Genomic DNA, 21,654 nt, shown 5'->3' on the forward strand with positions numbered 1-21,654 from the left:
GTCGGGTGAAGTCTCTACGATTTGCCTGATTCTCTGATACATCTCATCACAACTATTGCACATTCTCTTATTGTTTCGTTCATATAAATGTCCGCAAAACTCGCAAATCTGATAATTACCCATGCTACACGTTTCCCACTTTCTACATATCTTCTTGCCACGAGCATAAACACCTTTAGCGTTATAAGGACGGTAAGCATTTATGAGAGAAATATAAGGATAATGTATAACGTGAAGCTTATACTTTCTTATATTTATAAAAAAGCGACGTGATCCGGTTTCCCGAGATACGCCGCTTGTATGGTGTTGTTAAAAATGACGTTGCAGTTAGGAAAGTTTGCCGTAAGCCGGGTTCTGTGCTCGTCGTGGTTCGATCGGGAACTACCCTCCCACCATAAGCGACAATCATCTATCTAGGCCGTACATTACTGCACAGCTCCAGCGACCAACCTAGACGCGCCTCAGGCTAAGGCTGCCTATTCCAATAAAGGAATCTGCTGCGTCTCATTAGGTCTTGCTCCAGATGGGGTTTACCAGGAACGAAGTCACCAGCGTTCCTCGGGGTCTCTTACACCTCGGTTCCATCCTTGCCTGTGCCGCCCTAAGGCGGCCATCGGCGGTCCATTTCTGTGGCACTATCCTTCGGCTCGCGCCGACTGGACGTTATCCAGCATCCTGCCTTATGGAGCCCGGACTTTCCTCCCGTGACGTCTTCACGTCACCGGCGATTGTCTGTCAAACTTTCCGAACAACATTATATATTATACAGACATCACATGTCTGGCACAAGCATTATTAACTGGCAATTTTATAGAAACTTAAATGGCTCCGTATTCACCTGCGAAGCATGTACAGATGTATCGTACTTATGCTCCACTAGTTTCCCCGTCATCCACTCTGCTACTTTCTCTTTCATGATCTTCTCCGCGTTATGTCCTGGATCAATCAGAGTGATACCAGCAAGCACGGCATCCTGTGCTGTATGGTAATCAAGGTCACCGGTAACCAGTACATCCGCACCACGGAAAATAGCACTATTATAATACTTTCCACCGGAACCGCCGAGAACAGCAGCCTTACGAATCGGACGCTCCAAATCACCCACAACACGAACATGGTCTACCTTCAGACCTTTTTTTACCGTCTCAACGAATTGCCCAAGTGTTGTAGGCTCTTTGAGCTTACCTACTCGCCCAAGCCCTAAACTGCGACCTTTAAGATCCATCGTGTACAAATCGTAGGCAACTTCTTCATACGGATGAGCCTTGAGCATAGCCTGTACCACTTTATTGCGGATAGTGTGTGGCACGATTGTCTCAATACGAATCTCTTCGGCACGCTCCAGCTTACCTTTTTCCCCGATATAAGGGTCTGTGCCTTCTCCCGGAATAAAAGTACCGTATCCCTCGATATTGAAGCTGCAATGACTATAGTTGCCAATTGCCCCTGCTCCTGCATTCAGGATGGCATCCAAGACTTTCTGATGGTGGTCTTTTGGCACAAATACCACCAGCTTCGACAATTGCTCTGAATGAATGTCTTTGATAGGCACTCCGTTCTCAATGCCCAGAGCTTCCGCCATCCAATCGTTCATTCCACCTTCAGTAACATCCAGATTCGTATGACTGATATATACCGCGATGTCATTTTTGATCAGTTTTTCATACATTCTACCCATCGGTGTATCGGTCTGAATCCCTTGAAGCGGACGAAAAATAATCGCATGGTGGGCTATGATTAGATTACAGCCGAGTCTAATAGCTTCTTCGACGACTTCATCATTAACATCCAGTGCAACCAGCACATTGGTAATTTCTTTTTGTAAGGAACCTAGTTGCAGACCGACTTTGTCCCACTCTTCGGCTAAATGCTTCGGAGCCAGTTGCTCCATATATTGAATTACTGTTTGTCCTTTGGCAAGCATTGCAGCACCTCCGTAATCTCCTTGATCTGATCTCGAATTAATTTCCGTTTATTCTCCGCAGATTCGAGTTCTGAACGTGATAATGATGTTAGAATGCCTTCCAATTTCTGAATCTCTCCCTGCCACTTAGCAAAAAACACTTCATTCGGTGCTTGAATCAGAAAAGGTCCCATCTGTAGCAAGGTATCCCGACCACGAACCATAGCGGAATCGCCTAACGTAACCTCACGATATACATTGGCATTTGTAATTCCCGCACTTGAATCCTCTGGTACAGCGGTCAATACTTCATACAGCTTTCCGTCTTCTTCCAGAATGCTTTCAGCTACAAGAACCCAATCATTATTTAGCAGCCATCGACGCAAAATATCCTCGCCCACATTCGGCTGAAGTACAAGTGTTGTAACATCCTTTAGCTTGCCTTGACTTTGACCACGGTCTAAAATGGAGGCAATTAAAGCCCCTCCCATGCCAGCGATCGTGATACAATTAACTTCACCAGGTTCCAGTACCTCAAGGCCATCACCTCGCCGCACTGAGATCACCTTCCCTAGTCCGGCCTCTGCAACGCCTTTACAAGCAGCATCAAAGGGACCCGGGTTTACCTCACCTGCTACTGCGAATACAGCCTTACCGCTTTTTACAGCAGCTACAGGAAGCAGAGCATGATCAGAGCCGATGTCTGCCAACCTGCTTCCTTGCGGAATTTGCTCCAGCAATTGCTGAAGACGATCTGATAATTTCACATTGTTCATGTTGCCACCCACGTTATCCATTTTTTTCGAAACAAGAACAGCAGGACCAAGCCTACCGCAATTTTAAAAATCAGCATAAACGAAATCCACTGTGGATAATCCTGTCTGAATAAAAGCGCATCGAGCTCAGGCATGATCCATAGCGATACTCCCACTGCAAAAAAAACACTAGCGACGCCTCTCACTCTGTGATGTAAAAGCCAGCTAAGCCACACCATCATTACACACAATGGTAGCCATAAGAGCTCAAGCTCTAGCATCGAAGCCTCAGGGCGTTTACCCCCAAAGAATCCCGCATATAGTAATGCCCAAAAAGCATAACCGCAGTACTGCAGCAAGCCGATCCGGAGTACAAATCCCAAAATACACCATAACAAGCCACAGGCCCCAATCAGAATCGGTCTCCAGAGCTGGGGATCAAGATCATGCAAAGCAATCAACCATAGTCCAAAACCAAGCGTTAACACACTGCCTAGCCCTGCTAGGATAAGACTAATCACATGATTTCGATCCCTGTAAACCGCTGAGTATCCATAACAAACAATTAATACGGATAGTGCTGTTGCAAGTTGCAAAGGCCAGGGAAAAACGCTAAAATAAAGACTAATCAAGAAAATCAAGGAAATAATTCCAAAACCAAACAGCCAAATTTTGATGTTTCCCTGCTGTAGATTCTTCAGCGAAATTGGATTGTTGTCCTTGGCCGCAGCTTCATCGTCATACAGGTTGGTTAAGAAGTCGCAATATTGCTCTGGAAGCAATCTGTTATTTCTCCAATACTGAATCTCTTTTATAATAATTTCGCGTTTTTCCAAATTCACTGGCTCATCCTTCTTTCCAGATACACAAGGTCAGCACTTTTTAGGGTCGTAATTCAAATAAAAGAACCTCCTGCTACTGAGCAGCAGAAGGTCCAGTTCATGAAATACTATTCAAGGAAATCCTTAAGTCGTTTGCTACGGCTAGGATGACGAAGCTTACGTAATGCTTTAGCTTCAATTTGGCGAATCCGTTCACGGGTAACACCGAACACTTTGCCCACTTCTTCAAGCGTTCTCGTCCGGCCATCATCTAAGCCAAAACGTAGACGAAGTACATTCTCTTCACGCTCTGTGAGCGTGTCCAGTACATCCTCCAGCTGTTCCTTCAGCAGTTCATAGGCTGCTGCATCCGCGGGAGCCAAGGCTTCCTGATCCTCAATGAAATCTCCCAGATGAGAATCGTCTTCTTCACCGATCGGTGTTTCGAGCGATACTGGTTCTTGGGCAATCTTCATGATTTCTCTAACTTTCTCAACCGTCAGCTCCATCTCAGCCGCAATTTCCTCTGGCGAAGGTTCACGTCCCAGTTCTTGCAGCAATTGACGAGAGACACGAATCAGCTTGTTGATCGTCTCCACCATGTGTACAGGAATACGAATCGTACGTGCCTGATCCGCAATCGCGCGGGTAATGGCCTGACGAATCCACCAAGTTGCATACGTACTAAATTTGAACCCTTTGTTATGGTCAAATTTCTCTACCGCTTTGATCAGACCCATGTTACCTTCCTGAATCAGATCGAGGAACAGCATACCGCGTCCAACATAACGTTTAGCGATACTTACTACGAGACGTAAATTCGCTTCCGCGAGACGACGTTTGGCTTCCTCGTCACCATTCTTAATCCGCATAGCAAGCTCCACTTCATCGTCAGCCGACAACAGCGGAACGCGCCCAATTTCTTTCAGATACATACGGACAGGGTCATTAATCTTAATCCCTGGCGGAAGTGACAAATCATCATCAAAGCTGAACTCATCGCCCTCTTTGTCTTCATTGTCCTCATTTGGCCGGAGGCTGTTAACCTCTTCATCGTTCTCGTTTACAACTTCAATCCCCAAATCACTGAGTTGTTCATAGAACTCCTCCATTTGCTCGGGGTCTTGATCAAACGGCGATAATTTCTCCATAATATCTTTGTATAGCAATGATGATCTTTTCTTGCCTTGCTCAATAAGCTGGTCCTTAACCTGATCCAAAGTAAATTCTGCTTCCAATTCAGTATGCTGATCGTTCGCCATAATTCGACTCCCTCCTCCCTAGGTACATCCTGTCAACATTTCATTGTCTCTCTAGGGCTATAATCTCACTTGCTATTTGTGCCGCACGCAAAAAGTCACCTGACTTTTCCGCCTGAATCATCTCTTCACGCTTCTGATCCATCTTGCGCTGCAGTGGGTATTTCCGTACTTCACGGATACAATCATCCAGCACCTGCATATTCCAGTCTGGAGGTGTATCCATCATGGAAATTGATGTAGCAGTTTTCTCTAGACGATCATCCTGAAGCGATGATAGAAACCGACTAATGCCGGGTGGTTTGCCTTGCGCGTAATAGGCATATAGATAAGCGGCAATTGCCGCATGATCATCGATGTTAAAATCTTCTCCGAGGCGTTCGCCCACATACGTGGCGGCTTCCGGGTCCTGAATCATAAAGGACAGTAGACGCCGTTCCGCGACATGATAAGCGGGCAGCAAAGTTGGTGTCTGCACTTGCCCTTTTTTATGCCTACCATTATTCCACCTTTTGTCGTTATTATCCCCTTCCGGGATGTTTTTTTGCATCGATGCCCTAAGTAAATTACAATCCTGCTTCAAACTATCATATGAAAGTTCCAGCTCAGAAGCGATTTCCCTTAGGTAAACCTCTCTCTCGGTCGAGGAATGTAACGAAGCAATGACCTCCAAAGCTTCTTTAACGTAGGCAATTTTGCCATCTTCCTCTAGGAGTATATGGTTTTTTTTCAGATATATAAGCTTAAATTTTATGGATGAGACCGCTGAATCAATAACCTGATCCATAAACCTTTCTCCACCATGCTTGGAGATGAACTCATCTGGATCGAGCCCGCTTGGCAGTAAGGCGATCTTTACACGCAGACCACTGCCTTCAAGCATAGGAATGGACTTCATAGCAGCTGCTTGTCCTGCCCGGTCACCGTCATAAGACAGTACAATTTCATCGGCCAGACTCTTCATCAGTGCTACATGACTTTCAGTTAAAGATGTTCCCATTGTTGCTACACCGTTATGCACACCTGCTTCCCAGGCCGAAATGACATCTCCGTATCCTTCAAAGAGGACGATTTGCCGCGTTTTGCGGATGGATGCTTTGGACTGGTGCAAATTGTATAAAATCCGGCTTTTGTTAAATAATCTGCTCTCTGGAGAATTCAAATACTTGGGTTGTCCTTCTCCAAGAATTCTTCCGGCGAATGCAATCACCTTGCCTGTGCGGTTCGCAATCGGAAAAATAATCCGACCACGGAAACGGTCTATATATCCTTTGCCCTCGCCTCGAGCAGACAGGAGTCCACCTTTCTCCATCTCAGCAAGATCAAAATTCCGTTTCTCCAAAAATTGTAGCAAAGTATCCCAGCGGTCCGGAGCATATCCGATCTGAAACTGGTCAATCATTTTATCGCTGAAATTCCGGGCTCTTAAATACTCCATTGCGGCTTTGCCGTGTTCCGTATTCTTCAGCAAGTAATGATAAAACTTTGCGGACCATTCATAAGCTTGAATCAACCGATCGCGTTCCGGATCAGGAGGAGACATCAGGCCTCCCTTACCTTCAGGTACGGGAATATCACTTTCTTCAGCCATTATTTTGACGGCTTCGGGGAAGGTTAATCCTTCGATTTCCATCCTAAATTTGATGGCATTTCCACCCATGCCGCAGCCAAAGCAATGAAATACTCCCCGGTCGGGGGTAACTGTAAAGGAAGGGGTTTTCTCCGAATGAAACGGGCAGAGGCCCCATAAATATTTCCCCTGCTTGGACAAATGGACAACCTTACCGACTGTATCGACAATATCATGACGTGCAAGCACGCTTTCGATAACTTCTTCCGGAATATTCCCGTGTCCGCTAGCCACTTCAACCACCTTCAATTCTTAACAAATAAATATAATTCGCTATTGCTCCACATTCTCCTGCAAAAGTATTAAAAGTTTTGTCATTTTATGTTGAAAATATAATTTTTCTTCTGCCGTTATAGGTTTCGGACCCTTAGAATAATGTCCCCGTCTTCGTTCCACGGCCCTGGCATGCCTACCTTCCAACATAAAATCCATTTTGGAATCATCATATTCCTGGCCACGAAAAGAAAGCACACTGCATCGTTTGCCGAGCGCAAGTGCTGCGAGACCATAATCTTGCGTCAATACCACATCTCCTGCATTAATATGATTGGCAATATATAGATCGGCGCTCTGATCTCCCCGGTCCACCTGCACAACCGTTACACCCTCTTCAGCTTTCAGTGCATGGTCATAAGAAGATACCATCAGTACTGGCACACCAAAAGCGCGCCCTACTTCGGCAATTTCTTTTTTGACCGGACAAGCATCCCCATCCACGACTATAGTTCTAGATTGGGACTTCTTCTCCATGATCATCACCAATTTCCCGTGTAATATATATACGCCCTCACCGCAAGAAATCCTTCTTTCTATGCATAAATACGGAACGGATGTCAAATGACGCATTGGCACCGTTCCGTATATTTATACCCCAAACCAACATTCTATACCATAAGACACAAACTTTTCTTATAGATGTTGTTCAAAAAGCTGTTCTTTGATCAAACGTCGAATCTTGAATTCAGCCGGTAACTCCGGTGCTCAGTCGTCTACCAGACGAGCTTGCCAAAATCAGCAAACGCCTTGGAGTCAGCATCAATCCCAGCAAGCAGAGCTAAACGGTTAGCACGTACCTGCTCATCCTCCGCCATAACCATAACCGAATCGAAAAATACTGTAACAGCATCTTTTAGACCCGAAAGAATACGAAGTGCTTCTTCGGCATTATTCGCAGACATCGCTTCAAGATACGGTGTGTGTAACTCCTGCCATGTTTTGTACAGCTGCAGCTCAGCATCTTCCTTAAGCAAAGAAGGTTCAATCACTTCGCTGGTTGCTTTCGCTGCCAGATTACTGACACGAGTGAGTGAATCTACGGTAATTTTGAAGTCTGCCTGCTCTAACACAGCACTCATAAGTGCACGGCTTCTGCCTACAACATCAACCACATCATCAAAGCCCGCCGCTGTAACAGCGTCCACAACATCATAGCGTACATTGTCGGATAAAAGGCGTTTAACACGCAGACCGAAGAACTCGTACAGGTTTATACGTAGTTCATCGTCAGAATGTTTCGAATTCCCTGAATTTTTATGAATTTCTATTGCCGCTTCAAAAATTTCACGCAGCGTAATCGGCAATTTATGCTCAAGCACGATTTGAACGATCCCTGCAGCCTGACGACGCAGTGCGTAAGGATCCTGGGAACCTGTAGGAATTATACCGATGGAGAAGCATCCTACAATCGTATCGATCTTATCCGCAATGCTGACAACCGAGCCGGCATCTGTCGAAGGTACTGCATCTCCAGCGAATCGTGGCTGATAATGCTCGAAGATCGCTTTTGCCACAGTTTCAGGCTCTCCTGCTTTGCGTGCATAATCTTCGCCCATAGTGCCTTGAAGTTCCGGGAATTCATAAACCATTTGAGTTACAAGGTCGAATTTGCAAATATCAGCAGTCCGACTTACTTCAGTGAGGGACCTATCAGACAATCCCAACTTTACAGCGAGACGATCGGAGATTTGGCGAATACGACGAACTTTATCTCCAACACTGCCAAGTTCTTCATGGTAGACGATATTCTCTAATTTGGCTAGTGCATCGTCAATCTTCATCTTTTGATCTTCTTGATAGAAGAATTTGGCATCTGATAGACGAGCACGGAGCACCTTCTCATTACCCTTAGCAATAACATCCAAAGATACTGCATTCCCGTTACGTACCGTTACGAAGAAAGGTAGAAGTTTGCCCGCTGCATCAAATACTGGGAAATACCGCTGATGCTCACGCATCGAAGTAATCAGCACATCCTGTGGAATGTTCAAGAACGATGGGTCAAAGGTTCCAAACAGTACGGTAGGTGTTTCCACTAGGAACAGTACTTCCTCCAAAAGATCCTCTTTGATCGCAATCGTCCAGTTTTTTTCTTCAGCCAATTGGTTGATTTGTTTCAGGATCAGTTCTTCCCGTTCCTTCACATCTACAAGGACATGCTGCGCACGTAAGCTCTCCACATATTGTACAGGCTCCGAAATTACGGTCTCTGTTCCCAGAAAACGATGTCCACGGCTCACATTACCTGCTTTTACATCCGTGATTTCCAAATCAATAATATCTTTTCCAAAAAGAGCAACTAACCAGCGGATCGGACGCACGAATTTAAAATCGTAAGCTCCCCAACGCATGTTTTTCGGAAAAGTCATTGCATTTACGATCCCTAAAAGACCTTCAGAGAGCAATGAAGCTGTCTCTACCCCTGCACTATTTCTAGTAGCATAAATATACTCAACTCCAGCAAGCTCTTTGAATGTAAATTGCTCTGGAGATACACCCTGACTACGGGCAAATCCTAAGGCAGCTTTACTCCAGTCCCCGTTGGCATCCAGTGCGATTTTGCGTGATGGTCCTTTAACCTCTTCGCTAATATCTTCTTGCTTCTCAGCCGCATCCTTAACTAAAACAGCGAGACGACGTGGTGTTGCATAGGCAGTAACTCCAGCATGGGTAATCCGTGCAGAATCCAACCACTTGGATGTTCTATCTTGTAGCTGTTCCATCGCAGCGCGGATAAAACGTGCTGGAATTTCCTCCAGACCGATCTCAAACAGGATATCTTTAGACACGGTCAGCACCTTCTTTCTTCAGCAGCGGGAAGCCAAGCTTCTCGCGTTCCTCAAGATATGTTGCCGCTACAGAGCGGGCAAGATTACGCACTCGGGTAATAAATCCAGTCCGTTCAGTAACACTGATGGCTCCACGCGCATCCAACAGATTAAAGCTATGTGAACATTTCAACACGTAATCGTAGGCTGGGAATACAAGATGTTGCTCCATCGCTCTACGCGCTTCTTCTTCGTACATGTTGAATAGTGAGAATAGCATTTTTACATCAGATACTTCAAAGGTGTAAGTAGAATGCTCAAACTCCGGCTGATGAAAAACATCACCGTAAGTCATGCCGCTAACCCATTCAAGATCGAATACATTTTCTTTATCTTGAATGTAGGATGCTAACCGCTCCATACCGTAAGTGATTTCTACGGCTACTGGATTGGCTTCAATTCCACCCACCTGTTGGAAGTACGTAAACTGAGTGATTTCCATACCATCCAGCCATACTTCCCATCCTAGACCTGCACAACCGAGTGAAGGGTTCTCCCAGTTATCCTCAACAAAACGGATATCATGCAAGAGCGGATCAATGCCGAGTGCTTTCAAACTATCCAAGTAAATCTCTTGAATGTTATCTGGCGATGGTTTGATAATAACTTGAAATTGATGATGCTGATACAGACGGTTCGGGTTTTCTCCATAACGTCCATCGGATGGGCGACGTGAAGGCTCTACATACGCAACTCTCCATGGTTCAGGACCTAGTGAGCGTAAAAATGTCATAGGGTTCATTGTACCGGCGCCTTTTTCAGTGTCATAAGGCTGTACGATAATACAGTTCTGTTCAGCCCAGAACTGCTGCAGCGTCAAAATCATCTGCTGAAAGTTCATAATACCGTCTCCTTCGCTTTACAAGTTTTTAAAATATAAGAAGTATAAGCATCACACAATACTTATTTCTTATATTTTTCGCATAAACGTTCACCGTTCTTACAAGGACGTCGAAGGCGTTTATGCTTGCCTCTGCTTACTTAAAACTTCTTACCATGGAGGCGGCATTTTTCGCTCCGGACAGCAACAAAAAACCCCCGCCCCCATGCCTGATTAACAGACATAGGGACGAGAGCTTAACTTATTCTCCCGCGGTTCCACCCTACTTGATTCCAACCTTGATTCAGCAAAATTACTGCTAAAGACAAGAACGAAATCCACTTTCATTCGCCATATCCGTACTCCCGGGTGCCATGTTCATGAACATTGTCCCGCCAGGCTCTCACTACCCCCGGCTCGCTGAATCGCGACAAAATCGCTCACTACTTTCCCGATCAATGCACGTTCTCCCAAAATGGAGCAAAACGGCGATAAATCTTATAATTAAACTGATCCTATAGTAACGGAAAAATCAGATTTCGTCAAATCTTGTACTTGTCGAGCTGATCTAGGAAATTCTGTGATTTCAGCTTTAATCCAAGCTGCACATCCATAAAGGCTCGCATAATTTTTTTCAGTTCATCGCGGCTGCTTTCTTTAACATCCACATTCCCTAATCTAGTTAGATCAAGTCTGGCGAATAAACGCAACAATTTCAATGCGCGGGCAGAGACCTCCATTGCTGGAGGATCATTATGTTTACAGCTGCGGCATAGTGCCCCGCCCAGGCGAGGGCTTATCAGCAGTTGTTCATCAGGCTTTTCAGCTCCACATATCACACAGGTGTCGAACTCTGGACCATAACCAGCCGCTTGCAAAATCTTCATTTCAAAAACATTTATAATAACTCCAGGTTCCTTATCTTCTTCAAGTGCGTTCAAGCAAGCCGTAAGCTGGCGAAACCAGAAGCTCCCCGTTTCCTCATCATGCAGAACTTTATCAAGCAGTTCACAAGCGTAAGACGCATATGCAGCTTTGATCAAATCCTCACGCAATGGGTGGTGAGACTTCGTGATTTCGCCGGAATTCAGCGTCCCAAGACCTCCGTTATTTCTAAAAAAAACAAATTCCCCGACGGTGAACAGCTGGATCAGGGCAGCATGGCGGCTTTTGACCTTCTTAGCGCCTCGTACCAGAACTCCTACTTTCCCGGCGTTCTCGGTGCAAAGCGTAATGATTGCGTTCCCCTCGCCGTAGTCCATGCTGCGGATGACGATCCCTTCCACCCTGTGTAGCATGCCTCTTCCCCCAACCATTCGGCAAGCAACCAGTCCTTATTGCGCTTCTTCATCACAGACCTTCTCTTCTTCCACTAGCTGTAATCCACTGTCTTCAAGTGGATAGCCAGCTTCCTTGTATAGCAGGTAAGCATCGACGTCTCCTGTCATTGCAAAATACTTCCACGAAAAGTTTCGCATTCGTATTCATCCTTTCTTGGGAAAGACGATGTCTCTTCAAGAATTAGGATGTGCGATGAGCCAGGTTCTATCCTTGCAATTCCTGCCAAACGAGGAATGACGGAAATAGATCTTAAAGGTCTTTATGGAAGCCCAAATCCCGCAGAACGCGGTCCTGATTGCGCCAGTCTTTTTTCACTTTTACCCAAAGCTCCAGAAAAATCTTCGAACCCAAAAGGTTCTCAATGTCTGTCCGAGCCCGTCTGCCAACCTCTTTCAGCAGCGCACCTTGCTTACCGATAATAATCCCCTTTTGCGAATCACGTTCGACAAAAATAACGGCAGACACATGTACCACACCATTCGGCTCAACCCTCATATCTTCGATAGCCACAGCAATGGAATGCGGTACTTCTTCGCGCGTCAAATGCAGAATCTTCTCACGGATTAGTTCTGCGCATACAAATTGCTCAGGGTGATCCGTAATTTGATCTTCTGGGTAGTATTGTGGACCTTCTGGCAAATACTTAGCGACTTGCTCTAACAGCGTGTTAACATTGCTTCCCATCTTAGCGGAAATCGGAATGATTTCAGCAAAGCTATGCAGCTTGTTATACTCAGCCATAAGCGGGAGCAATGCTTCCGGCTCTATTTTATCGATCTTGTTGAGCACAAGAATAACCGGCGTCTTAAGTCCGTTTAATTGCTCAGCAATGTATCGGTCTCCACCGCCCAAACCATCTGCAGCGTCCACAAGGAACAGCACAGCCTCAACTTCACCCAGCGTGCTCATTGCTGTCTGGTTCATGTAGTCGCCTAGCTTGGACTGTCTTTTATGAATACCTGGTGTGTCCAGGAACACGATTTGTGAATTATTCGTTGTATAGACCCCATGGATTTTGTTTCTAGTGGTCTGTGGCTTATCCGACATGATTGCAATCTTCTGTCCAATAACCTGGTTCATGAGTGTCGATTTGCCTACGTTCGGTCTGCCGATAATTGCGACAAAGCCTGATTTGAATTTCATATTATCTTCCTTCCATACTTTCCTTCTAGTTCAACCTTTTTCAAACATTTATTCTTTTTTAAAAAGCTTTTTCGATCCCTCTAAATCCCCCTTCGTCGGGGGGATTTAGAGAGCCCCGTCCCGCTGGATACCCGGAAATTGGCGTATCTGCAACGTTTGGCGGGATTAGAGGGACAATGCGCAGGAGCGCTTTCGTCCCCTATCGTGACACGCTTCATTGCTTCTTATCCCCACGGCTCGCACACTTCTGAGTTCACGATGATAAAGAAAGCAGAGATGTAGCTACAGGCAGGTTTATAAGTAACAATGTGCTAGAATTCGCTGGCTCCGTTTACGTATACTAGGAATCGCTAGCGGCTTTGCCGTGGTGCTTACCTCGTAATGTTACTCTAACAACACATAATTTGCATCATTCTAACCTAACTTGATGATGAACGCACACTTTTAATTGTATTTTGTACAGTTAATTCGACTTAGAGCTATGTCTTTGGTGTGTTAGTTGTATTCTGTGCAATTAAATTCTGTCTTACGAACCAACTATGGATTTAAACAAGAAATTAATTGTATTTTCTACAACTAAACATAGATTAATGTGAACTCGGGGCGATTTAACTGTACATTGTGCAATTAAAACAGCAACCTTCGTTAATCTAAGCTCGATCTGCCTTTAACAGGCATAAATCAAACTCTCATTTTACTCAGGAGCTTGTCCTTGCTTCAGATCTACGGGACCAAATGCGCCTGGGAGTAATTCTCCCACAGTGGTCTCAACGATATCACCCTTCATGTTTCCAAGGATAACCTTCATGTCTGGTGAACACAACTCAATCATAACTTGCCGGCATACACCGCAGGGTGATACAGGACCGTCTGAATCGGCAACAACGGCGAGCGCCTTAAATGAACCGATAGCATGACCGTCGGCGATAGCACGGAATAAAGCTGTCCGCTCTGCGCAATTGGTTGGGCCAAAAGCAGCGTTTTCTACATTACATCCGTGATGAATATGACCATCCTGATCAAGGAGGGCGGCTCCGACTCCGAATCGGGAGTAGGGAATATATGCCTTAGCACGTGCTTTAATCGCTTCTTGCATAAGAAGAGCGGAATCCATATTGGTTCCTCCTAAAGTTTTGTTAGCGTTACTTCATAGAAATACTTCGTACAAAACTACTTCGAAAGCATTCACTTCGTTTTGTTAGCGTTACTTCATAGAAATACTTCGTACAAAACTACTTCGGAAGCATTCACTTCGTTTTGCAGAGCGTTACACCGTAGAATTACTTCGTACAAAACTACTTTGGAAGCATTCACTTCGTTTTGCAGAGCGTTACACCGTAGAAATAATTCGTACAAAACTACTTTGGAAGCATTCACTTCGTTTTGCAGAGCGTTACACCGTAGAATTACTTCGTACAAAACTCGCTTCCTAAACATCCAGTAACCAAAGAGGCGGAATCGCAAAACGCGGGTCCGCCTCTCCCCTGAATTGAATTGTAACCTGATTATGACATAAGTCCGCTAATCCAGTCCATCACCGGGTGGTAAAAAACATAGACCCCGACTAAGACAGCAAACACCGCCGTAAGAAGCACAGCTCCTGCGGCGGTATCTTTAGCTCTCTTAGCCAGTGGATGAATCTCCGGCGAGATCAGGTCTACCGTCGCTTCAATTGCCGTATTGAGTAGCTCGGCGGTTAAGACAAGCGTGATTGAAAAGAGCAACAGCATCCAACTGGCCAGTGGAAGTCTGAACACGGCAGCGGCAATAAGTACAACCACAGCCAAACAGCAATGCACCTTCATGTTAAGCTCGGATTTGAATGCCGACACGATGCCTTGCGATGCAAACCGAAAAGAGTGCCAGAACTTCTTGTGTCCTACCGCCGTGTTCTTCACCATTAGCGAGTCAACCCAACCTGAGCCAGTACCTTCTCTTGCTTAGACATCATCTCAGCCTCTGAAGCTTCATCCTGATGATCGTATCCTAACAAGTGCAGAAATCCGTGCACGAAGAGAAAACCAAGCTCACGCTCCAGCGAATGACCATATTCCTGCGCTTGCTCCTGAGCACGAGTTACGGAAATAATGATATCTCCCAGTACGTCCGGAACATCTTCCAGCACTTCGCCTTCTTCTACTTCGTATATAATGTCCAGCTCGTCCTCTCCGCTTTCATTCATCGCAAAAGAAAGTACATCTGTCGGACGGTCAATTCCCCGGTATTCCAAATTCAACTCATGAATACGAGTGTTATCGACAAAAGTAAGTGCAACCTCTCCCTGATCGATCCCTTCCGCTTCACCTGCTTTTTGCAAAATGCTCTCCAGCAGCGCTATGAGATCGTCCTTTATCTCGTATTCTTCTTGCTCGTTATCCCAAACGATCTCCAAACTCATGGGTTAGCTGCCCCTTCCTCTTTTTTCGGCTTACGCACATCTTCTGGGTATTCGATCCGTGAATGGAAAATTCCCATGACCGTTTCTTTCAGCGTCCGTGCAATAATGTCCAATTCTTTAATCGTTAAATCACATTCGTCAAACTGATGATCATCCAGTCGACTCTTAATAATCTTCTCAATCATCGTCTCCACCTGTAGGACAGTTGGTTTACGCAATGATCTCACCGCAGCTTCAACACTGTCGGCGATTCCGACAACGGCCGATTCCTTCGATTGAGCCTTCGGACCAGGATAACGGAAATCTTCTTCTGTAAAATCAGGCTCTACACCTTTTTCTTCAGCCAGCTTCAGTGCCTTATGATAAAAATAATGCAGGAACGTAGTTCCATGATGCTGCTCCGCAATATCACGAATCGGCTTAGGCAGCTTATATTCTCGTTGCATTTCCACCCCATCGCGGGCATGGGCCACTATGATAGATTTACTAAGCTTCGGTTCAATAGAGTCATGCGGATTTTCCATGTTATTCTGATTCTCAATAAAATAAAACGGACGTTTTGTTTTGCCGATATCATGATAATACGATCCTACACGGCACAGTAGACCGTCTGCTCCAATCGCTTCCGCGGCAGCCTCCGACAGGTTACCTACCATTACACTATGGTGATAGGTTCCCGGTGTTTCGGTAAGAAGCTTGCGCAGCAACGGATGGTTTGGATTAGACAATTCTACCAGCTTCAGTGCTGATAGAATCCCAAAGGTTGCTTCGAAGAAAGGCATCAGACCAATCACAAGCACCGCAGTCAAAAGTCCACTCGCAAAAGCAAAACCAACGGCATACAGCGTGCTTACATCTTTCCATTCTCCACCAGCTAACAGCATCAGCATAAAGACAGTCACACAACCAAAAAGGGATACCATAATCCCACCCTTTAATAATGTGGAACGCTGACCTGCACGATGAGTGGCAAAAATAGCCACATAACAAACAACTATTGAAAAGAAGCCAAAAGTGAAGTCAAACACCGAATTCTGCTGAACATTCAAAATGATACTGGCGAGTATACTGATCAGAATAGAACAGAAGTACGCTAATGTCATATCCAGAAGCATGGTAATCAGCATAGCACCAATGGCTACTGGAGCCAGATACCCAAGATAGGAATGGACATCCGTCTGCAAAATTGCGGTCAACCGCATAGTGATAATCGTAATAACAAAAACAAGCACCAGCATTAATAACTGGGAATTATTATACTTGAAGCCCGCGGTTCCGCCTGAGTATCGGATAAATACCATCAAACCCGCAGATAGCATGGTAGCAAGTAATAGCAATCCAACCTGAGGCCAATAGTTGACCTCATTACTTAGCAGGCCATTCTCATCCAAAAGAGCGTACAGCTCAGGAGTGATTTTTTGTCCTTTAGCCACGAGGACGTCCCCTTGCTCAATGAACACATCAGGTGTGTTCTCACGAGCCTGTACCTTCGCTTCCTTCGTTGCATCTTCGTCATAGAACTTATTGCTTGTAATAACGAGCCTTACTAACTCTTGCACAACCTCACGCGCCGTACGCTGACTCAGTGAGCTGATACTGACCTGCTCCGCCACTTTGGCGCGTGCAGTCTGGGCGTCCGTGATTTGATCATTCATCAGCCTAGTCACAATATCACGGGCGACTGGCTTCATTTCGATAATGTCCTGAGAGGTCAGTCGTGGAATCTTAATGTAAGTTTCATCAGGAATGACATAGGTCTGCTCTTTTATGACGGATTGCATTTCCTCCAAAAGATGATCAGAATAAGTGCCTCCGCCCCGATTTGAGGCTATGAAATTTAAAATAAAATCATTGGCTCTCTGCGGGATCTCATCACGATAAATCTCAGTCTTATCGCTTTGCGAAATCAAATCATCCTGATTGAGGCGATCAATCCGGTCCAGCAGTGAGGTCACAAGATTATCAGCCCTCATCGGGATAATTTTGTACTTAGGTGATACACCTTCGGCAGCTTCTTCCGCCGCTTTTAGCGTTGCCTTCTTGTCCAGAATTTGCTTAGGCGCTGTAATCTCCTTCGCACTGAGCGTATTCTCTTTAATATCATACCGCTTGGGCAGCAGATCGGGCGACAGACTGAAGTAGAACACAAGTCCGAGTAACAGGAAAAGAGCATAGCGTGTCGCCGCGCTATACTTCCACCCGTTGTTCGTATATACAAATCCGCTTAATTTAGATGGTTGCTTTGAAGCCATGAAGACAATCCCCTTTATTGGAGGTTTTCGGCAGAGCGGTCATAGGCAACGATTATTTTCTGCACCAGGGAATGCCGTACTACATCCTGTTCCGCAAAGTAGACAAAGCCAAGTTCTTCTATGCCGGATAAAATTGCTTTGGCTTCAATCAAACCGGATTTCTTGCCGCGGGGCAGGTCAATCTGGGTAACGTCACCTGTAATCACCATTTTGGACCCGAAGCCGAGTCGAGTCAAAAACATTTTCATTTGCTCAGGCGTTGTATTCTGCGCTTCATCCAGGATGATAAACGAATCATCCAGCGTACGTCCGCGCATATAAGCCAGCGGGGCAATTTCAATTAATCCCCGTTCAAGCGCCTTAGCCACCTGATCGGGCCCCATAACGTCGTATAAGGCATCATATAACGGACGGAGGTATGGATCTACCTTTTCTTGCAAATCCCCTGGGAGGAACCCTAGACTCTCTCCTGCTTCTACTGCGGGACGCGTAAGAATGATACGCTTAACAGAACCTTCTTTTAGTGCCGTAACTGCAAGCACTACTGCCAAGTAGGTCTTCCCTGTTCCTGCAGGACCGATTCCGAATACAATATCACGCTTCTTGATCGTTGTCACATAATGCTTCTGGCCAATCGTTTTGACACGGATAGGCTTTCCACGAAAAGTTGTTGTAATTTCTCCTTTGAACAAATCGAGCAATTGATCGACTCGAAAGTCTTTCGCCAGCTCCACAGCGTACTGCACGTCACGTTCAGTAAGTATGTATCCGCCCCGAATGAGGGACAGCAGCACATTAAACAATTGCTCCAGCATGTCTACTTCCCGCTCCGCACCACGTATCGTTAACTCTGCTTCACGGGAATCAATAATAGCGGGAATTTCACTCTCGATGATTTTTAGGAATCCATCCTGCGGGCCGAACAGCGATTGCGCTTCTCCCGCATTTTGCAAAGTTATACGAATGCTTGCAGTCTGTTCTGACAAGTAGCCTCATTCTCCTCAATTGTTTACTATTGGCAGTTCTTCGGAAATTTTCTCTTCTACTTCAAAGATCACTTTCATATAAACTTTACCATTCTCTTTCTTCTCATGCAAAACTTTTTGACTTTTGATGACGCTATCAACGCCATAACGCGCCAAAATATCATTCTTCGCCCGCTCGATTCCCTTTTCAAATCCAGCCTCGGGAGTCAACGTCTCACTCGTTTCACTAATCTCCAATTCTTTCTCAGTCATTAGGCCCAGCGGCAGCTTAATGGACCGCCAGGACAGCGGATCATGCTCAGTAAGCGTCCGTGATTTCTCGAAAAGAGATTCGCCATAACCCCATAGCTGTATAGCCCATTTGCCAAGCACCAGATAGGTTCGATCCTTACGTTCCCCTGTATATGAGCTGTTCGTTGTTGTAAGGGGCACCTCTATATTGTATTCATGCCATACTAGACCTTTAACCTCACCTTTGGCTACCACGTACTGTACATTTTCTTCGTCGCCTAGAGCACCAGAGATCAGGATATCGCCTTTTTTAACCCGAGAGTTTCGAGCCACAACCGGTCTGCCCTGCTCCGCATATATTTCAGTTACCACCGCATCTGTTCTGCTAATCAAATGCCGCTGACTAAGTAGAGGTTTGATATCCGGCTGTTTAGATTCTACCACTTGAATTTTAATGCTCGTCCCCGTCCGCTGCACCCCTATCCATGAAACGCCAGGTAATTGGGCTAGGAGCCCCTTAGAGAGCTTGTCCGGCTCATCCAGACGCCATATCCATTGAAAAGGATACACGCCCTCCTGGCGAGCAGCAGCCAATATATCCTCAGAGGCGATCTTTTCATTCCCCTCGACTCTGATGCTCCACACCATTGTAGATAACATAAAGAGCGTAATCCCGAATACCAATATCCCTATGCCAAAAAATTTCCGTTTCCACAGACGCGCCATCAGAAATGGTAGTCCGCTTCTTCCTGTAACGTGCATCCGACAGCCTGTCTTTTTTAAAATCGGACGGAGGACATAAAAATCATCCAGAAGCAGCTTAAGGGAAGCGCCGCCCTCAGCGGGCCTCACATCCCAAATCACTATCCCTGCTTCAGAAATGACATTAATAAATCTCTCCACCTGAGGCCCCGTCACAAGCAGTGTAACGGATCCCCGCAGTGCTGAAAGAGGTGGTTCCTTCATGATTTCCCCTCGCTTTCGTTATATCTGATCTCTCCGATAATGCCTTCTACCGCCAGTTCCTGGCCAAGAATATTGCGGATGACAAGATTCTCTCCCGTGATTTCAAGCGATCCTTTAGCTAACGCGAGCTTAAGCTGGCCTGATGAAAAATGCAGCACGCCGCGATGGTTCTCGATATACAGTTCTTTGTTGCCGATCAGGGTGATCCGGGGCATTTCCTGTAATAAATCCTGTGGTAGATCTAGCACCCCGTTTGTCCATCCCCGCAGCCTGCGGCCAATACGGGTCATAAGTAGACGTTCCCCCTTCCTGCCTTCTGTACACCTTATGCGGCAACGCTTTTGTTTATGAGAAGAAGTAATAAAGGAGCACCTTCCAGGTAAAAAAAATGCAAAAAAAAGCCTTGGCCTCCTATCGCAAAAATAGGAAAACCAAGGCTTAATTGTTACTATGCTCGAAATTACGATCGTCGGGTGGAATGCGGCTGGCGAGCACGCGGAGGTCCTAGAATCTCCGCCCAGACTACACCATTGCGCAGTTCATCCCTATTCCCTGTTCTATTTGACTGAACAGTTGTGTCAGAGGACGAATTCTTCGTCTTCTTCGACTTGGGATCCGCTCCTGCTATTCCATCAAAAGCAGATTGAAGACGCCGCACCTCTTCCTGCATTCTTTGTGTGCGCAGTTCAACTCCGTCATCAGCGTACTCCAAAGACATACCTTCTCCAGTAGAATAATCTGGCGTTGGGATGTAGGCAGGCTCTGGAAAGGCAGGTGATGCGTCATACTCACGGGAGGATGTAGTAACAGGGGTTGGAAAACCACTGCCAGACTGTTCCGGTCGGGCTCCGTTCCCGTCTACATCCTTATTACGGCGGAGAGGATTCCCTTCTCCTCCACCAAAAGTAGGCATTCCTCCGCGTGTAGCACCTTTGGGCTTGTTCTTCGTAGCCTTGTTCACATTGGATACAATCGCGAAGATAATTACCGCAACAATATAGATCCAGCTCATGGAGATTCACATCCCCTTTTATTTGTTATTGTTAGGACGATTATTGTCGTCCTGATCATTCATTTTGCCGAGGGAGCCGCGCATTTGCGTATCCGCCTCAATATTTTTGATGTTCATGTAGTCCATCACACCGATTTGACCATTTCTGAGCGCCTCAGCCATCGCCATAGGTACCTGAGATTCAGCTTCAACAACAAGCGCCTTCATCTCAACTACACGTGCCTTCATCTCTTGCTCATGAGCAACAGCCATTGCTCTGCGCTCTTCTGCCTTGGCTTGCGCAATACGTTTATCTGCTTCTGCTTGCTCGGTTTGAAGATAAGCACCGATGTTCTTACCCACATCGATATCCGCAATATCAATGGATAGGATCTCAAAAGCAGTTCCTGAATCCAGACCTTTGGACAATACTGTACGGGAAATCAAATCCGGATTCTCCAGGACATCTTTGTGTGAATCACTCGAACCCACTGTTGTTACAATCCCTTCACCAACACGGGCAATGATTGTTTCTTCACCTGCACCACCCACGAGACGGTCGATATTGGCACGTACAGTAACACGTGCTTTTACCTTCACTTCAATCCCGTTTTTAGCGACAGCCGCAACAACCGGTGTTTCAATTACACGAGGGTTAACACTCATTTGCACAGCCTGAAGTACATCGCGACCTGCAAGATCAATAGCCGCTGCACGAGTGAATTCTAGAGGAATATCTGCACGTTGTGCTGCAATAAGCGCATTAACAACCCGGTCTACGTTACCACCAGCGAGATAGTGACTCTCCAGTTGATTAATATTCAATCCAAGACCTGCCTTAGTCGCTTTAATCATTGGATTAACGATGCGACTTGGTGTTACTCGACGCAGTCTCATCGCCACTAGTGTAATAATGCTGATTCTTACCCCTGACGCCAATGCTGAAATCCAGAGCATGACCGGGAAGAAGCTTAAAAATACGCTCAACAAAATGATCACGACTACCGCGATGAACAAAAAAGTAATTAAAGATGCTTCCATAACCTTATAACCT

Annotated in this window: 20 protein-coding genes and 1 other RNA gene; all 21 read right to left on the minus strand. The window is 45.8% G+C overall.

The genetic code is table 11. The features are described from left to right. Window positions 1-328: 328 nt before the first annotated feature. Window positions 329-744: RNase P RNA component class A (gene rnpB, locus ACN6MV_RS23810), an RNA gene on the minus strand. 64 nt (window positions 745-808) lie between these two features. Further along, window positions 809-1,924 carry a Nif3-like dinuclear metal center hexameric protein gene (locus tag ACN6MV_RS23815; RefSeq protein WP_076117305.1) on the minus strand — a complete coding sequence of 372 codons (1,116 nt, stop codon included), beginning with the start codon at window positions 1,922-1,924 and terminating at the stop codon, window positions 809-811. Then, complete coding sequence (locus tag ACN6MV_RS23820) at window positions 1,900-2,670, minus strand: tRNA (adenine(22)-N(1))-methyltransferase (protein ID WP_076117474.1); 771 nt, start codon at window positions 2,668-2,670, stop codon at window positions 1,900-1,902. The genes ACN6MV_RS23815 and ACN6MV_RS23820 overlap by 25 nt, the downstream gene beginning before the upstream one ends. Window positions 2,671-2,675: 5 nt before the next feature. Then, on the minus strand, window positions 2,676-3,500 hold the full coding sequence (locus ACN6MV_RS23825; protein ID WP_341114497.1) for a hypothetical protein: 825 nt from the start codon (window positions 3,498-3,500) through the stop codon (window positions 2,676-2,678). 107 nt (window positions 3,501-3,607) lie between these two features. After that, window positions 3,608-4,741: an RNA polymerase sigma factor RpoD gene (gene rpoD / locus ACN6MV_RS23830; RefSeq protein ID WP_042130309.1), complete on the minus strand. Its 1,134-nt coding sequence runs from the start codon at window positions 4,739-4,741 to the stop codon at window positions 3,608-3,610. A gap of 40 nt (window positions 4,742-4,781) precedes the next feature. Then, window positions 4,782-6,602, minus strand: coding sequence for a DNA primase (dnaG, locus tag ACN6MV_RS23835; RefSeq protein WP_339291442.1), 1,821 nt, complete (start codon window positions 6,600-6,602; stop codon window positions 4,782-4,784). Between the two features lie 39 nt (window positions 6,603-6,641). Further along, window positions 6,642-7,118 carry a YaiI/YqxD family protein gene (locus ACN6MV_RS23840; protein ID WP_042132397.1) on the minus strand — a complete coding sequence of 159 codons (477 nt, stop codon included), beginning with the start codon at window positions 7,116-7,118 and terminating at the stop codon, window positions 6,642-6,644. Window positions 7,119-7,357: 239 nt separating this feature from the next. Next, window positions 7,358-9,433: a glycine--tRNA ligase subunit beta gene (glyS, locus tag ACN6MV_RS23845; protein ID WP_339287692.1), complete on the minus strand. Its 2,076-nt coding sequence runs from the start codon at window positions 9,431-9,433 to the stop codon at window positions 7,358-7,360. Then, window positions 9,426-10,313, minus strand: coding sequence for a glycine--tRNA ligase subunit alpha (gene glyQ, locus ACN6MV_RS23850; protein ID WP_042130314.1), 888 nt, complete (start codon window positions 10,311-10,313; stop codon window positions 9,426-9,428). The genes glyS and glyQ overlap by 8 nt, the downstream gene beginning before the upstream one ends. A 521-nt stretch (window positions 10,314-10,834) precedes the next feature. Further along, window positions 10,835-11,590: a DNA repair protein RecO gene (gene recO, locus ACN6MV_RS23855; RefSeq protein ID WP_042130315.1), complete on the minus strand. Its 756-nt coding sequence runs from the start codon at window positions 11,588-11,590 to the stop codon at window positions 10,835-10,837. A 36-nt stretch (window positions 11,591-11,626) separates the two neighbouring features. Beyond that, the gene (locus tag ACN6MV_RS23860) at window positions 11,627-11,770 is read right to left on the minus strand and encodes a YqzL family protein (protein WP_076117313.1); all 144 of its coding nucleotides are present in this window, start codon (window positions 11,768-11,770) and stop codon (window positions 11,627-11,629) included. Between the two features lie 112 nt (window positions 11,771-11,882). Then, window positions 11,883-12,776 (minus strand): GTPase Era, encoded by an 894-nt coding sequence (era, locus tag ACN6MV_RS23865; protein WP_042130317.1) that lies wholly within the window; start codon window positions 12,774-12,776, stop codon window positions 11,883-11,885. 694 nt (window positions 12,777-13,470) lie between these two features. Beyond that, complete coding sequence (locus ACN6MV_RS23870) at window positions 13,471-13,890, minus strand: cytidine deaminase (RefSeq protein WP_419885014.1); 420 nt, start codon at window positions 13,888-13,890, stop codon at window positions 13,471-13,473. A gap of 391 nt (window positions 13,891-14,281) precedes the next feature. Then, window positions 14,282-14,677: a diacylglycerol kinase family protein gene (locus ACN6MV_RS23875; RefSeq protein ID WP_419885015.1), complete on the minus strand. Its 396-nt coding sequence runs from the start codon at window positions 14,675-14,677 to the stop codon at window positions 14,282-14,284. Then, on the minus strand, window positions 14,677-15,174 hold the full coding sequence (gene ybeY / locus ACN6MV_RS23880) for an rRNA maturation RNase YbeY (protein ID WP_341114505.1): 498 nt from the start codon (window positions 15,172-15,174) through the stop codon (window positions 14,677-14,679). Before ybeY ends, ACN6MV_RS23875 begins: the two co-directional genes overlap by 1 nt. Beyond that, on the minus strand, window positions 15,171-17,426 hold the full coding sequence (locus tag ACN6MV_RS23885; protein WP_042130326.1) for an HD family phosphohydrolase: 2,256 nt from the start codon (window positions 17,424-17,426) through the stop codon (window positions 15,171-15,173). The genes ybeY and ACN6MV_RS23885 overlap by 4 nt, the downstream gene beginning before the upstream one ends. Before the next feature lie 14 nt (window positions 17,427-17,440). Further along, complete coding sequence (locus ACN6MV_RS23890) at window positions 17,441-18,412, minus strand: PhoH family protein (RefSeq protein WP_042130328.1); 972 nt, start codon at window positions 18,410-18,412, stop codon at window positions 17,441-17,443. A 15-nt stretch (window positions 18,413-18,427) separates the two neighbouring features. Next, complete coding sequence (yqfD, locus tag ACN6MV_RS23895; protein ID WP_042130330.1) at window positions 18,428-19,609, minus strand: sporulation protein YqfD; 1,182 nt, start codon at window positions 19,607-19,609, stop codon at window positions 18,428-18,430. Continuing rightward, window positions 19,606-19,899, minus strand: a complete 294-nt coding sequence (yqfC, locus tag ACN6MV_RS23900) for a sporulation protein YqfC (protein ID WP_042130332.1) — start codon at window positions 19,897-19,899, stop codon at window positions 19,606-19,608. The genes yqfD and yqfC overlap by 4 nt, the downstream gene beginning before the upstream one ends. 170 nt (window positions 19,900-20,069) lie before the next feature. Then, window positions 20,070-20,621, minus strand: a complete 552-nt coding sequence (locus tag ACN6MV_RS23905) for a hypothetical protein (RefSeq protein ID WP_419885016.1) — start codon at window positions 20,619-20,621, stop codon at window positions 20,070-20,072. An 18-nt stretch (window positions 20,622-20,639) separates the two neighbouring features. Beyond that, window positions 20,640-21,641, minus strand: coding sequence for a flotillin-like protein FloA (gene floA / locus ACN6MV_RS23910; RefSeq protein WP_042130335.1), 1,002 nt, complete (start codon window positions 21,639-21,641; stop codon window positions 20,640-20,642). Between the last annotated feature and the right edge of the window lie 13 nt (window positions 21,642-21,654).

This window comes from Paenibacillus sp. B-A-8, assembly GCF_048572915.1.
Classification (GTDB): domain Bacteria; phylum Bacillota; class Bacilli; order Paenibacillales; family Paenibacillaceae; genus Paenibacillus_AQ.